Annotated in this window: 15 protein-coding genes; 3 read left to right on the plus strand and 12 right to left on the minus strand. The window is 68.0% G+C overall.

The window, feature by feature from the left end; all coding sequences use genetic code 11:
• Positions 1 to 118: 118 nt before the first annotated feature.
• The 9 genes from BN3560_RS05150 to BN3560_RS05195 all read right to left on the minus strand — a co-directional run bounded on the left by BN3560_RS05150 (position 119) and on the right by BN3560_RS05195 (position 7,405).
• Positions 119 to 460 (minus strand): Veg family protein, encoded by a 342-nt coding sequence (locus BN3560_RS05150; RefSeq protein ID WP_096227258.1) that lies wholly within the window; start codon positions 458 to 460, stop codon positions 119 to 121.
• Positions 461 to 690: 230 nt separating this feature from the next.
• Positions 691 to 1,617 carry a 16S rRNA (adenine(1518)-N(6)/adenine(1519)-N(6))-dimethyltransferase RsmA gene (rsmA, locus tag BN3560_RS05155; RefSeq protein WP_096227259.1) on the minus strand — a complete coding sequence of 309 codons (927 nt, stop codon included), beginning with the start codon at positions 1,615 to 1,617 and terminating at the stop codon, positions 691 to 693.
• Positions 1,610 to 2,539 carry a flavodoxin family protein gene (locus BN3560_RS05160; RefSeq protein ID WP_096227260.1) on the minus strand — a complete coding sequence of 310 codons (930 nt, stop codon included), beginning with the start codon at positions 2,537 to 2,539 and terminating at the stop codon, positions 1,610 to 1,612. The genes rsmA and BN3560_RS05160 overlap by 8 nt, the downstream gene beginning before the upstream one ends.
• 11 nt (positions 2,540 to 2,550) lie before the next feature.
• The gene (locus BN3560_RS05165; RefSeq protein ID WP_096227261.1) at positions 2,551 to 3,267 is read right to left on the minus strand and encodes a TatD family hydrolase; all 717 of its coding nucleotides are present in this window, start codon (positions 3,265 to 3,267) and stop codon (positions 2,551 to 2,553) included.
• 18 nt (positions 3,268 to 3,285) lie between these two features.
• Entirely contained in the window at positions 3,286 to 3,588 is a 303-nt protein-coding gene (locus tag BN3560_RS05170) for a nitrate ABC transporter substrate-binding protein (RefSeq protein WP_087192038.1), read from the minus strand.
• Positions 3,589 to 3,594: 6 nt separating this feature from the next.
• Positions 3,595 to 5,190, minus strand: a complete 1,596-nt coding sequence (metG, locus tag BN3560_RS05175; RefSeq protein WP_096227262.1) for a methionine--tRNA ligase — start codon at positions 5,188 to 5,190, stop codon at positions 3,595 to 3,597.
• Between the two features lie 150 nt (positions 5,191 to 5,340).
• The gene (locus BN3560_RS05180; protein ID WP_227115028.1) at positions 5,341 to 6,381 is read right to left on the minus strand and encodes a type II TA system antitoxin MqsA family protein; all 1,041 of its coding nucleotides are present in this window, start codon (positions 6,379 to 6,381) and stop codon (positions 5,341 to 5,343) included.
• A 445-nt stretch (positions 6,382 to 6,826) separates the two neighbouring features.
• Positions 6,827 to 7,078 (minus strand): helix-turn-helix transcriptional regulator, encoded by a 252-nt coding sequence (locus BN3560_RS05190; protein WP_096227264.1) that lies wholly within the window; start codon positions 7,076 to 7,078, stop codon positions 6,827 to 6,829.
• A 12-nt stretch (positions 7,079 to 7,090) separates the two neighbouring features.
• On the minus strand, positions 7,091 to 7,405 hold the full coding sequence (locus BN3560_RS05195) for a DUF6442 family protein (protein WP_087192034.1): 315 nt from the start codon (positions 7,403 to 7,405) through the stop codon (positions 7,091 to 7,093).
• Between the two features lie 148 nt (positions 7,406 to 7,553).
• On the opposite strand from BN3560_RS05195, the gene BN3560_RS05200 reads away from it, so the two are divergent.
• Together BN3560_RS05200 and BN3560_RS05205 are read left to right on the plus strand one after the other, a co-directional pair.
• Entirely contained in the window at positions 7,554 to 8,495 is a 942-nt protein-coding gene (locus BN3560_RS05200; protein WP_227115027.1) for an alpha/beta hydrolase, read from the plus strand.
• A 286-nt stretch (positions 8,496 to 8,781) separates the two neighbouring features.
• Positions 8,782 to 10,143 (plus strand): lipase family protein, encoded by a 1,362-nt coding sequence (locus tag BN3560_RS05205; protein WP_096227265.1) that lies wholly within the window; start codon positions 8,782 to 8,784, stop codon positions 10,141 to 10,143.
• Here BN3560_RS05205 and BN3560_RS05210 read toward each other — a convergent pair.
• Genes BN3560_RS05210 through BN3560_RS14860 form a run of 3 tightly spaced genes read right to left on the minus strand, consistent with a single transcriptional unit; the run spans position 10,140 to position 11,779 of the window.
• Positions 10,140 to 10,775 (minus strand): M48 family metallopeptidase, encoded by a 636-nt coding sequence (locus BN3560_RS05210; RefSeq protein ID WP_096227266.1) that lies wholly within the window; start codon positions 10,773 to 10,775, stop codon positions 10,140 to 10,142. The genes BN3560_RS05205 and BN3560_RS05210 overlap by 4 nt on opposite strands.
• Before the next feature lie 5 nt (positions 10,776 to 10,780).
• The gene (gene rsmI / locus BN3560_RS05215; protein WP_096227267.1) at positions 10,781 to 11,635 is read right to left on the minus strand and encodes a 16S rRNA (cytidine(1402)-2'-O)-methyltransferase; all 855 of its coding nucleotides are present in this window, start codon (positions 11,633 to 11,635) and stop codon (positions 10,781 to 10,783) included.
• A gap of 18 nt (positions 11,636 to 11,653) precedes the next feature.
• Positions 11,654 to 11,779 (minus strand): hypothetical protein, encoded by a 126-nt coding sequence (locus tag BN3560_RS14860; protein WP_264465277.1) that lies wholly within the window; start codon positions 11,777 to 11,779, stop codon positions 11,654 to 11,656.
• A gap of 472 nt (positions 11,780 to 12,251) precedes the next feature.
• On the opposite strand from BN3560_RS14860, the gene BN3560_RS05220 reads away from it, so the two are divergent.
• Positions 12,252 to 13,751 (plus strand): aldehyde dehydrogenase family protein, encoded by a 1,500-nt coding sequence (locus tag BN3560_RS05220; RefSeq protein ID WP_096227268.1) that lies wholly within the window; start codon positions 12,252 to 12,254, stop codon positions 13,749 to 13,751.
• Positions 13,752 to 13,789: the final 38 nt, after the last annotated feature.

The raw sequence follows: 13,789 nt of genomic DNA on the forward strand, positions 1-13,789 counted from the left end.
CCCTCTTCCCGTCAGCGAGTTGCGGGCACCGCATGCAAGACGGGCACCGCGCAATGCGGCGCCCGTCTTGAGAGCAGCTTGCGACGCCTTCCGAAAGGCGTCTTTCGTGAGAGGAGCGCTAGGAGAGCACCGTCTCCTCTTCACGCTCGTCGACTGCCGTCGAGGCGTCGGCCAGCGGGTTCTCCGGGACGAAGGGCTCGAACAGCGGCTCGCCGTTCTGGGAGAGCTCCACCATGCCGGTGAGGACGTCCACGTACTGGTAGGACTGCCGTGCCGTGCGCCCGCGCTTGCGGTCGACCTCCAAGATGAACAGCTGGGGATGCACCTGCATGAGCACGCCTTCGCTCTCGACGATCTTCGAGCGACCCATATTGGCGCGCACTTTCAGGCGTTGACCGACGAAGTCATGTAACGTATCATGAATGGAGTCGACGATTTTGGCCTGTTTAGCTAAATCCATGCTCACTCTTTCTCGCGTGTGCCGTTATGCAGAAATCACAAAGCGAGATTATACCACCTTGGTCAATACTCTACAGAATCTGCACGGATATGTTACTTTTCGCAAACCATAAGTTGACGGCCGGCCGTTCAGGAACTATTTTCGGCTGAATCGGCTATGACCTTTTCGGCTCCATTCGGCATTCAGGCGCCTTCGGCACACGGGGAGCCTTTCTACGTCTCCCGCGCCCCTTATGCGCCCAATGCCTCCAGCGCCGTTCCCAAGCGAATGAAATCCTCCAAAGCCAATGCCTCTCCGCGAATTTTCGGATCGACGGCAGCTTGCTCGAGGAGCTGCGGGAGGGCGGCGGCGATGCGTGCCCCTTGCACCCCCCGGGAGGCGAAGTAGGTTTTGCAGGAGTTCGAGAGCGTCTTGCGGCGATTCGCGAAGGCCGCATCGGCCATGGTTGCTGCCGCCTTGAGCGTGGATGCGGCGAGCGGGGCCCCGTCCTCACCGTGGAGCGGACGGCGATCCAGGCGCAGCACGGCGCTCTCCACGCGCGGCGGCGGGAAGAAGTTGCCGGGGCCCACGCCGAAACGGCCGGCCGGCTCGGCGTACAGGCGCAGCTTCACGGTATAGGCGCCGTAGTTCTTGGTGCCGGGAACCGCGGCCATGCGGTCGGCCACCTCTTTCTGCACCATGACGGTGGCGCTTCCCAGCGAGGGGAACCGCTCGAAGTAGTCGAGCACGACGGTGGCGGCCACCGCGTAGGGCAGGTTGGCCACGAGCTTGCCGGGGGCGGTCTCGGGAGGGTCGAGCCGACCGAGCGCGTCGCGCAGGTCGTCAACGGTCAAGTCGAGGGCGTCTTTCTGCACGAGGGCGAAGCGGTCGGCCCAGGGCGCGAGCGTCTCGGCGAGCACAGCGGGCAGGTCGGGATCGCGCTCCACGGACACCACGCGGCCCGCATGCTGCAGGAGAGCCATGGTGAGCGTACCGATGCCGGGGCCCACCTCCAGCACCGTGTCGACGGGCGCAACCTCGGCCAGCGCGACGATCTTCTGCAGGATGGCGTCGTTCACGAGGAAGTTCTGCCCGAGCGAGTACTTCGCGGTCAGGCCGTGGGCCTCCAGCACGGCGCGCGTGGCGGAAGCGCTTGCGAGCGGCGATAGCTTACCCACGGCGCTTGCCGCCCTGCTTCGGGCGGTCGGCCTGCTTGCCGGGGCCCTGCTTGCCGGCGGCTGGCTTGCGGGAGCCTTGCTTGCCCGATCCCTGCTTGGGGCGCTTCGTGCCCTGCGAAGCGGTGCCGGAGGCGTGCTGCTTGCCGCGGGAGGCGTTCTTCGCAGGCGGGTTGCCGGCCGCTGGGGAGGATTTGCCTTCCGGCGAGAGGCGCAGCGCGGGACGGGACGGGGCGTCGGATACGGAGGCGGGGGCGTAATCCTTGCCGTCATCGGCCGATTCGGCATCGCCGAGCGGCGTGGACGCCGCGGGGGCGGATGCGGAACGCCCTGGCAGGGGCGCCAGCGGATGCTCGACGGCCTCGGCCGTGATCTCGCCTTCCTCGTCGATCCTGCCCACCCAGTCCAATACGCGCTCGAGGGCGAAGCCGGCGCACGACAGCGACGAGCGCACCACGCCGACCAGCGGCTCGAAACCGTGCGGGTCGCCGCCCTCGCCCACCACGTGCAGCGTGGCCGGACGCTTCTCCCGATGGCGCTCGTCGGTCCAGAAGTAGGGCTGCAGGCGGTCGAGCAGGGCTTTCAGCTGGGCGGGGGCGCCGGCGAAGTACACGGGCGACACCACGACCAGCTCGTCGGCGGCGTCGATCAGCTCGTACACCTCCGCCATGTCGTCGTCGATGACGCAGCGGCGGGGCGCCTCGTCCGTCTGCCCGTCCTCCGCCGCCTCGCCGCCTGCGGCGCGCGCGGCGAGCGCCTTGCACGCATCGCACCCCTGACAGGGCTCAATGGCAAGCGTCGACACCGGTGCGAGCGCCAGCTCGTCGTCGGGGCACTCGTCGATGCACGACTCGAACAGCAGGTCGGCAAGGTGCGCGCTCCGGCCGTCGATGCGGGGCGAACCTACGATGATCAGGCGGTTCATAGGGCAGCTCCTTATTGTCCGTCGGCGGCGGCCGGGGCCGCTCCGCCCAGCGTTGCGAAGGCGTTGGCGTAGAACTGGCGGGCGGCCTGCTGCTGCCAAGCCGTCGGCTCGCGGTCGAGCAGGCTCCGGGCGTTCTCCAAAAGCCGGCGCAGCAGCGCCGCGCGTTCCTCGCCGGGCGCGCAGCCGCGCACTTCGGCCAGACGCTCGGCCGTGAAGATGACGTGCTCGGGCCCGCAGACGGTTCCGCGCAGGGGCTCGGGCGTCATGTAGGGCGCGTCCGTTTCGGTGAGCAGGCGGTCTGCCGGCACACGGGCGGCAGCCTCGCGGGTGTCGTCGCCCTTCTTGAACGTGAGCGGTCCGCCGAATGCCACGTAGCAACCTGCCTCGACCCATGGCTCGAGCACGTCCCAATCCAAGTTGAAGCAGTGCAGCAGCGTTCCCGCCTCGGGGAAGCCCTCGTCGCGCATGATGGCCAGCGCCTCGTCGTGAGCCTCGCGCACATGCAGGATGACGGGCAGGCCGCACTCCTTCGCCACGCGCAGCTGGCGGCGGAACGCCGAGCGCTGGTCGTCGCGCGGCGAGAAATCGTAGTGGGAGTCCAGGCCGATCTCCCCCACCGCAGCCGTGCGCGGGTCGGCCAGCCGTTCGCGCAGGACGGCCTCCAGCGCGTCGTCGTAGTGCTTCGCGTTATGGGGATGGCAGCCGGTTGCGATGCGCACCCGCGGCACGCGCGGGCAAGGGTCGCCTCAACAGCGGTGGACGAGCTTGGCCACGTCGACCGCCGCCTCGTGCCTCCAGGCATCGAGGCGGTCGTACGTGACGGGGCCGTCCTCGTACACATCGGTTATGGTGCAGAGGAAACCGACGCCGTGCGCGGCACAGCGCGCCAAGGCAAGCGCCGGGTCGTCCAACAGCTGCAGGTGCGCATGCGTGTCGGCCACAAGGCCCTCCAGCTGGGGCGCGTCGACGGTGTCCCACTTGCCGTGCTTGCGCTTGCGGTGGAACAGCGTATCGAAGAACACGGGGTCAGTTTGCGTTTCGTCGGCCACGGAAGGCTACTCCATGTCCAGGTCGACGGCGTCCATGTCCAGGCGCGGGAACAGGGGGTCGCCAATCTCCACCGCGTTGCCGGCGGGCAGCTGGCCCCAAGCGGTCGCCGCCTCGATGTCGGTCACGGCGGTGACGTCGCCCAGGCTCAGGCGGCGGAAGACCTCGGCCGACGTGTTCGGCATAAACGGCGCCAGGTACAGCGCGATGATGCGGATGGCCTCCAGCGCGTTGTAGATGACGGCCGCCAGCTGGTCGGCGGTCTCCTCGCTCTTCGCCAGGTTCCACGGGGCGGACTCCTCCACGTACAGGTTCACGCGGCCCGCGAGCTTCTGCACCGCGGCGGCCGCAGCCGTGAAGTCCACGTCGCCGAGGGCGCGGTCGTACTCGGCGTAGAGCTCGTCCGATATCTCGCGCAGCGGGTTGGCCTCCACGAGCGCCGCGGCGGACGCCGGCACCTCCGGCACCTGCCCGTCGAAGTACTTCTTCGTCATGTTGAACACGCGGCTGCAGAGGTTGCCCCAGGTGTTCGCCAGATCGGCGTTGTACACCTGCACCATGCGCTCGAGCGAGATGGAGCCGTCGGCGCCGAACTGCACGTCGCTCATGAAGTAGTAGCGGTACGCGTCCACGCCGAACACGCGGCACAGGTCGGCCGGCATGAGCCCGTTGCCCTTCGACTTGGACATCTTCTCGCCCTTCGTGAGCAAGAAGCCGTGGCCGAACACCGTGTGGGTGATGGGCATCCCGGCCGCCATGAGCATGGCCGGCCAGATGACGCAGTGGAAGCGCGTGATGTCCTTGCCCACGAAGTGGTACTGCATGGGCCAGCGGCGGTCGAACTCGCCGGCGCGCTCGCCCTCGTCGCCGTAGCCGATGCCGGTGAGGTAGGCCAGCAGCGCGTCGGCCCACACGTAGGCCACGTGCCCCTCGTCGAACGGCAGCGGCACGCCCCAGTCGAACGTGGAGCGGCTGATGGAGAGGTCCTTCAGGCCGCTCTTCACGAACGAGACGATCTCGTTCTTGCGCGTCTCGGGACGGATGAAGTCGGGGTTCTCCTCGTAGAACGCGAGCAGCTTGTCGCCGAACTCGGACAGCTTGAAGAACCAGTTCTCCTCGCCGCCCGCCTTCTGCACGGGGCGCTTGCAGTCGGGGCACACGAGCTGCCCCTCCTCGTTCTTCTCGAGGTCGCTCTCGGCGTAGTACGTCTCCTCGTGCACGCAGTACCAGCCCTCGTAGCTGCCCTTGTAGCACCAGCCCTTGTCGTAGAGGTCCTGCCAGAACTTCTGCACGCTCTTCGCGTGACGGGGCTCGGTGGTGCGCACGAAGTCGGTGTACGTGATGCCCAGCAGGTCCCACGCCTCGCGGAACGCAGGCTCCATGGAGTCGCACCAGGCCTGCGGGGTCATGCCCTTGGCGGCGGCCGTGTCGGCCACCTTCTGGCCGTGCTCGTCCATGCCCGTGACGAACGCGACGTCGTAACCGTTCATGCGCTGGTAGCGCGCCACGGTGTCGGCGGCGATGGTGGTGTACGCCGTGCCGAGGTGCGGGGCCGCGTTGACGTAGTAGATGGGGGTGGTGAACGAGTAGGTTCCCTTTGACATGGTGCTTTCCTCTTCCTTCGGTCTGCGTGCGACTCATGATGCCGCATCGTCCAGTTATTCTAGCACGAGGGCCCCGCGCGAAGAACCGCATCTCGCCCCGTGCACACGAAACGGGAACGCCTGCGGGCGAATCCAGGAGGCGGAAGCGCCCTATGCGCGGGCGCCTTCGGCGGGCAACGGTTCGGGCAGGCGCAGGTATTGGGCGAGGTCGTAGCCGATCACCTCCCCCGAGGGAGTTTCGAGCCAGGCGCGTTCCTCGTGCGAGTACGCGGACAGCTCCGCGGTGGTGGCGAAGCCGTTCGCGAAGGCGGCCACAGCGTCGAGGCGGGCGACTTCCTGGGGGGAGAAGGCGGAGAGGTCGGCGCCTCGGCGCGCGACGATAACGCGCCCGTCGCCCTGCTCGCGGTACGCAAGCGCCGCCCCGTCCACGAGCGCGGCCATGACGAGGTCGTACTGATCGGGGACCGGGCCATAGTCGGCACGGGCGTAGCGCAGCCCCGTGAAGCCGGCGCCCTCGTCGCGGTAGGCCGAGAAGTCCAGATAGAACAACACCTTGTTGAGCTTCGTCACGAACAGGTTCCCCACGTGCGCCGCGAGGTAGACCACCGCCTCTCGCAGACGGTCGGCGTCGAAGGCGCGCAAGCCCGTTTCCGGCGAGGCCGTGCGCGGCAGGCAATCCAGCAGGTCGAGGCGCACCACGGCATAGTCTATCCTGCTGGCCGCCTGCTGCTCGACGGCCCGCAGCGCGCGCTCCCGGTCCCGCTCGCCGAGGCGCGGGGCGCCGCCGCGCAGGCGCTCGCGCAGTATCTGGGGGTCGCGCGCCTGGCGGAGCAGCTCGGCATGCGACTCCGAGGGAAGGGCGCCGCCCTCGTAGCGCTGCACGCTGGCCACCCCGATGCCGAGGATAGCTGCGAAAACGCGCTGCGAGAACCCGTAGCGCCGCCGCAAGGCCACGATCTCGTCGGGCCGGGGAACGTCCCGGGCCTCGCGGTAGGCCGCATACATCTTCTCGAAATTGCGATCCATGGTTGCCGCATAACCGATGCGGTTGCCGCACAAGGGGCAAATAGGATACCAGAACTCGTCGGTTACGGAGACGCCCCTGACATCGATCGTCTCGCAAACCGCAACCACCGGGGCATCGACCTCGTTGTAGCAGGCATCGCAGACGGTTCTCACGGTTTCAGACAAGTTCGGAACCCTCCCTTCGGTACGGATACGACAATCGGCGCTCGGCTTCATGAAACGAGACGCACACCGCTTGCACGCATCCCGACGAGAAGAAAGCAGCCAGCTTAACGTACACCTCACACGTCATGAGGACGTCCCTTATCGTCAGGAAGAGGACCGGTTGAGTAATTGGAAACGCGCAAGTCGCAAACGGTCTCATGAACCTGCCGACCGCTGAATCCGACAAGCTGCATGAACCGCCTCGTTTTTCCTTGCGGGTTCCCCAATCCGGCGATGACGAATCGTTCATAAGGTACAGCCCGCACCAAGGCCAGCACGGCTTCGACCTTCCATCTTTCGGCTACCTTGCCCGACATCGATCCTCGCTTAAAATCACCTCAATTGATGTTATTACTCTACATGATAAGCGAGTTGATGTCCAGGATAATCACCTCAATTGATGCGGTTAATCGAAATAGAACAGGTCCTCGAACTTCTTGTCGAGCGCGATGCACAGGACGAGCGCCAGCTTGGCGGTAGGGTTGAACAGGCCCGTTTCGATGGAAGAGATGGTTTGGCGCGACACGCCGACGAGACGTGCGAGGTCGGTCTGGGACAGCCCCGCTTCGGCGCGCGCCGCTTTCAGGCGATTGCGCAGCTCCAGTTCGCCGTCGTTGTCATGCACCTTTTCTATTCCGAAGGAAGGCAGCTTTATCATAGCAACCTGCGCCTACATCGTCAGCATGATGTGCTTTGCTGCGAACGAGACGACGCCGAACGCTGCCAGCAAACCGCACACGAGGCTGAGTTTCATGCGCATCTGGTAGAACTGGAAGAAGCCCATGGCCGCAACGCCTGACAGCATGATGGCGGCAGGCGCGCTCGTATCCTGCCCGTGAGCGAAATCCCACAGGAACAGCGCTGCCCACACCACAAGCATGGCGCCGACCATGACCGAGCTTTGACGCTGGTTCAGGATGCGGAACCGCTCGTCAGCCCCGCGGTTGTCCTCGCGGTTCTTCTCCAAGATCTCCTCTTTGTCCATGCCGCACCTCCCGAGCCATCTCGTTCGACCCTCCGAATGTTTCACTTGAAACATTCGTTTGTGCTAGTGACAAGTTTTATTATCACTGTGCCAAGTATACTTGTCACATTCAAGAAACGCAAGGAATGCGGGGCGTCGACGGCGTGGCATGGAAGCGAACCCGAAGAGGCGCACGCGGCGGGAACCTGCTATCATCGGGGGCATGGAACGCAACGAGAACAACTTCGAGGGCCGAAAGGCCGTCGCCGAATCCAGCGCCTCGGACGCGGCGGGAAATGCAGCTGCGGCTTCGACGACCGGCGCCGCCGCGCCGCGCCGACGTTGGCCGCGGCGGGTGGCCATCGTGCTCGTGGCGCTCGTCGTAGCGGCGGTGCTGGCGGTGGCGGCGTTCCTCGTGTATGCGAGCGACTACTACCGCGACGCAGACGCCGGGCACGAGAACCTTGCGTCCACAGCGCAGCTTCCCGTCGAGCAGGGAGCACACTACGTGGCCTTCGGCGACCCTGCGGCCGAGACGGGGCTGGTGTTTTACCCGGGCGCGAAGGTGGAGTACACGGCATACGCCCCGCTCATGCGCGATTTGGCCGAACGCGGCTACCTGGCTGTGGTCGTTGAGATGCCCTTCAACTTCGCATTCTTCGGCATCGATGCGGCCGACGAGGTGCGTGCAGCTTTTCCCCAGGTGAGCGAGTGGTGGGTCGGCGGGCATTCGCTCGGCGGCTCCATGGCGGCTCATTACGCGGCCGACCACGCCGAAGACGGCGCACTCGCGGGCCTCGTGCTGCTGGGCGCGTACACCGCGAGCGACCTTTCCGCCAGCGACCTGGGCGCCCTCGTCGTGTACGGCTCGGAGGACCAGGTGCTCAACCGCGGGAAACTCGCCGACAGCGCCGCGCTCATGCCAGAGGGCGCGCGGACGATCGAGATCGTCGGCGGCAACCACGCGGGCTTCGGCGCCTACGGCCCCCAGGAAGGCGACGGCACGGCCACGGTCTCGGCCGAAGAGCAGCAGGGGCAGACCGCCGACGCCATCGACGCGTACGTCAAGGCGCGCCGCCAAGCGACCGCCGAGCTGCCCAAGGCCGCCTGAGCACCTGGTTTGCCGACCAAGCGTGCGCCCTGCCTCTCCTTCGTCGCGCATTCGACTTCGTCCCCGCCCGACGCTCGCCCAGCTCTTCCCGACGCCGTCCGATGTCACCCTACGCTCTTCCCGCCAGAGGGACGTCTGCAAGGCACCGTCAGGCACTTGTCCGTCCTCCACACCTTCGGCACGCAAGCTTCAGCTTTGTTTCGCTTTGTCAACGAATAGGTGTCGCCCGGGTGCCCGTTCCTATACTGATTCGAACGTACCCGAGCCGACCGTCCGAAGGAATCCCATGGCGAGGCCGCGCCGCCCCATCGCATCCGTCATCAACGCATCGCTCACCGCGCTGGCACTGGTCGGCCTGTTCGTCGTCCAAGCCTACTTCGTGGGCGGGGCCGTGGGCCTGATGCCCGCCGCGCATGCGGAAATGCCGGCCTTCGCGGCGGCGGACGTGCCTGACGGCCCGATCATGGTGGACTACTGCAGCGAGACCGTGGCCGCGCACGATCCGGGCAACCCGTCGGGCCGCACGTCCACGAGCGTCGAGCTGGACGACGCCTGGTTCGCCGGCGATTCCCGCCGCTACCACCACGGCATTGCCACGAACTGCGCGGTGCTCAGCGCCGTATGCAACTCCGAATCGCACTTCTATTCCGGCAGCGGCGACCGCATCCCCTATGCCGAGCGGGCCCTGAGCGCGCTCGGGTTCTCCCAGGTGCGCACCGATTCCTACGAGTTGCGCAGCGCCGTGCTCGACCAGTTGGCCGCGCTTGTCAACGGCTCGCACGACGTGGCCGCCTACACGTTCGCCAACCGCAGGATCGAGACCGCCCGCCACGGCGACGCCGCTGCGGGCGGCTCCTCCTCAAGCAGCCCGGCGACGGGCAGCTCGCCTGAAACCCTCGTGTTCGTGGGCATACGCGGAAGCTACGGCGCGGAATGGGTCAGCAACTTCAACCTGCCGGATGCGGCATCGCCCGACGCCGACCATCGCGGTTTCAAGACGGCCGAGCAGGAGGTCGCGCAGGCGCTCGAGCGCTACCTGGATGAAATCGGCGCAGACCCGGCGCGTACGCGCATCCTCGTGACCGGCCACAGCCGCGGCGGTGCCATCGCCAACCTGCTGGCTGCCGACCTCATCGACCGGGCGGACGGACCTGACGCCTTGGCGTCGGCCGACGCCGTCTACGCCTACACGTTCGCCGCGCCGTGCCCCACGAAGTCCGCAAACCGGGGCGACGACGCGTACGCGGGCATCTTCAACATCGTGAACCCCTCGGACCTCGTGCCGCAACTGCCGCTCCCCGCCTGGGGCTACGGGCGCTACGGCACCACCGTGGAGCTGCCGGGCTATGCCAGCACCCGCTTTGCGTCGTCGCTCGCCCTCATGCAGCAGGCGTACCAGGCGAACACGGGACTGCTGGACTCCTACAGCCCCGACGCGCTGGAACGGCTCGACTCGTTCGACGCCCAGGCTTCGCAAAGCCTCCCCACGTTGGAGAGCCTGCTGAACCCCTTCGGCATTTTCACGGCCGTGCGGGAGCTGCTGGAGATGGACCTGGGGCTGGCGTTCACGTCCCATTGCCCCGACACGTACATCGCCTGGATGCAGGCGGTCGATGCACGGGCGCTCTCGTTCACGCAGCGGGCCTAGCGCAGCTTCGCGCGGCGCTCGCGCCAATCGGGCATATAGGTGTCCATGAGATCCTTGAAACGCTGGCCGTGGCCGCGCTCCCGCAGGTGGCACAGCTCGTGAACCACCACGTACTCCAGGCACTCGGGCGGGTAGAGCGCCAGACGGACATTGATGCAGATGCGCCCGGTAGCCGGCTGGCAGCTGCCCCAGCGGCTGGTCATGTTGCGGTAGGCGAGCCGCCCCGCCCTCACGCCCATGATGGGCTCCCAAGCGGCCACGAGCGGCGGCACGCATGCCTCCACCACGGCGCGCCATGCGGCCACCTCCTCGGGCGATGCCGCCGCGGCCTCCGCCCGCGGCGAGGCGGCCATCTCGGCACGCTTCGCCTCGATCCAGGGGCGCTTCTCGCGCACGAACGACGCCACGAACGCGTCGGTGGCATGCAGCGGGGCCGATACCTCCACCTGGCCATCGGCCTTCACGCGCAGGTTCACGTTCTTGATGCGCTTGCGCGCGAGCCGCACGGGCAGCCCGTCCACCTCGAGGACCGTCGGAGCCGGCGCCGCGGTCGCACCCCGGCGCTTGGCCGCCGCCCGTCCCGAGCGCGCGGGAGCCTGCGCCCCCGTGCGGCCCGCACCGCGCCCTGCCATGCCGCTCACGCCTTGAGAGCCAGGTCATACGCCGCGTTGCGCGCGATGCCGAACTCGTCGGCCAGCGCGCGGGCGATGTCCTTGTTGCGGGCGCCCGCCGCCTTCAGCTCGGCGGCGCGCACGGCGGCGGCCTGCTGCGCGCCCTCGGCGGCGGCCGCGCTCTCGGCGGCGTTCGGCCCGTCCACCACGATGACGATCTCGCCCTTCACGCCGCGCCCTCCCGCACCCGTTCGTTCCGCGAACTCGTCGCGCAACTCGGGCAGCGGCCCGCGCACCACCTCCTCGTGCAGCTTCGTGAGCTCGCGGCACACGGCCGCCTCGCGCTGCGGCAGCGCGGCGGCCAGCGCGGCGAGCGCCGAGGCAAGGCGGTTCGGGCTCTCGTAGAACACGAGCGCCGCATCGAGCGCGCGCAGGCCGTCCAGCAGCGCGGCCCTCTCGGCGTCCTTGCGCGGGAAGAAGCCGCCGAAGTAGAAGCGGGGGTTGTCGCAGCCACTGGCCACGTAGGCCGTCGCGGCGGCCGTGGGACCCGGCAGCACCTCCACGGCAGCGCCCGCCTCGCGGGCAGCGCGCACGAGGCGCAGCCCCGGGTCCGACACGCCGGGCATGCCCGCGTCAGAGCAGTAAGCGACGGTCTCGCCGTCTAGCACGCGCTGCACGATGCCCGCACCGCGCTCGCCGATCAGGGCCTCGTCCAAACGCTCCAGCCGCTTTTCTATGCCGTACGCCGCCAGCAACCGCCCCGTCACGCGCGTGTCCTCGGCGCACACGACGTCGGCCGCGCGCAGCGCCGCCAGCGCGCGCTCGGTCATGTCGCCAAGGTTCCCAAGCGGTGTGGGGCAGATGACCAGCTTCCCGTCCATGGTTGCTCCCCGCCCCCGCTAGCGGTTGCGCCGCATGAGCACGAACGCCACCACCAGCACCGCCGCCGCCACCAGCACCACGCCGGCCACGATGAACGGCAGCGGGCCGTCCCCTGTGCAGGCCAAGCTCCCCATGCATCCCATGCCGTCCGCTCCTTTCCGCCGCGTCGTCCGCGCAGCTGCGCCGCTGTGTGCTTTCATAATCGCACACTTCGGTCCGCGCGCCCAGCATGCGTCCGCCGCCCAGCGGCCACGTCCGCCAAACCACCACGACCACGGCCGCGCAGGCGGCCCGAAACGGTGGGGCACGGGGGCCGCTGGGCTGCAAGCCCCGCATGTCCGCTCGCCGCGCGATCGCGCTCGCCCGCGTGCCCGCGCGCCCTCCCGAATCCCCTGCGGCAACAGCCGGCACGCCGTACCCCGCCGTCACGGCCCGCTCGCCAGGCCCTGCGACCACGCAAGCATAACCTCCCTCACCGGTGATCACCGGTTTTCCGCCAATCAACCGTTCGCCGCAGATAGATGCCTCCTGCTCGCAGGCTCCTATACTGAACGGATTGGCCCGCGCGCGACGGCACAACCCGATCCCGCCGCGCTCCGAGAACAGGAGAACGCCATGGCACCTTCCCCGAACGCATCGTCCCCCGCAATCCCCCAGCCCTACGATGGCCTCGACCGGCTCTACATAGCCGGAGCCTGGCGCGACGGCGCGAGCGGCGAGTCCGCCCAAGACGTGAACCCCTACAGCCAGGAGGTCCTCTCCACCCACGTGCTGGCGAACCGCGCCGACGTGGACGAGGCCTACGCCGCCGCCGAGCGCGCCCAACGCGAATGGGCCGCCGCCTTGCCCGCCGAGCGCGCCGCCGTGCTGCGCCGCGCCGTGGACATCTTCGACGCGCGCCACGACGAGCTGATCGGCTGGGTCCAGCGCGAGTCCGGCAGTATCCGCGCCAAGGCGGAGTTCGAGGTGGGCGCCGCGCGCAACATTACCGAGGAGGCCGCGAGCTTCCCCTACCGCATGCACGGCGATATCTTCCCCTCCGACACGCCGCGCAAGGAGAACCGCGTGTACCGCCAACCGCTGGGCGTGGTGGGCGTCATCAGCCCGTGGAACTTCCCCATGAACCTGTCCAACCGCTCCGTCGCCACGGCACTGGCCTGCGGAAACGCCGTCGTTTTGAAGCCGGCCAGCGACACGCCCGTCACGGGCGGCATCCTGCTGGCGAAGATCTACGAGGAGGCGGGGCTGCCCGAGGGCCTGCTGTCGGTGCTCATCGGGCGCGGCAGCGAGATAGGCGACTACTTCGTGGAGCACCCCGTGCCGAAGCTCATCTCGTTCACCGGCTCCACCGCCGTGGGGCGCGGCATCGGCGCGAAGACGGCCGGCGGCAAGCTGCTCAAGCGCGTGGCGCTGGAGCTGGGCGGCAACTGCCCGCTCGTCGTGCTGGACGACGCCGATGTGCAGCAGGCCGTGGACATCGCGATCATCGGCCGCTTCCTGCACCAGGGGCAGATTTGCATGAGCACGAACCGCATCATCGTGGACGCGAGCCTGGCCGACGAGTTCACCGAGCGCTTCGTCGACCGCGCGTCCAAGCTCGTGTGCGGCGACCCGTTGGACCCGGCCACCGATATCGGCCCCATTATCAACCAGTCCCAGCTTGCGGGCTTGGTGAGGAAGGTGCAGCGCGCTAAGGACCAGGGCGCCCGCGTGCTGCTTGACGGCGAGCCCGAAGGCCTGGTCATGCCGCCCGTCGTGTTCGGGGATGTCGATCCCACCTGGGACATCGCGATGCAGGAGAGCTTCGGGCCGCTGGCGCCCATCATCGTGGCGCACGGCGAGGACGAGGCGCTCCGGTTCGCCAACATGAGCGACTACGGCCTGTCGTCCGCCGTCGTCGGTCGCGACGTGGAGCGCGCCACCGCGTTCGCCCTGAAGATCGACGCGGGCATGACGCACGTGAACGACATGACCGTGGCCGACGAGCAGCACGTGCCCTTCGGCGGCGAGAAGAACTCCGGCCTGGGCCGCTTCAACGGCCGCTGGATCTTGGAGGAGATGACGAGGACCCACTGGACGAGCGTTCAGCACGCCCCGCATCCCTACCCGTTCTAGCCCTCGACGAACCTGCCCAGCTCCTACGTCAGCGGAAA

Origin of the sequence: Gordonibacter urolithinfaciens (assembly GCF_900199375.1) — a bacterium.
In the GTDB taxonomy this organism is placed as follows: domain Bacteria; phylum Actinomycetota; class Coriobacteriia; order Coriobacteriales; family Eggerthellaceae; genus Gordonibacter; species Gordonibacter urolithinfaciens.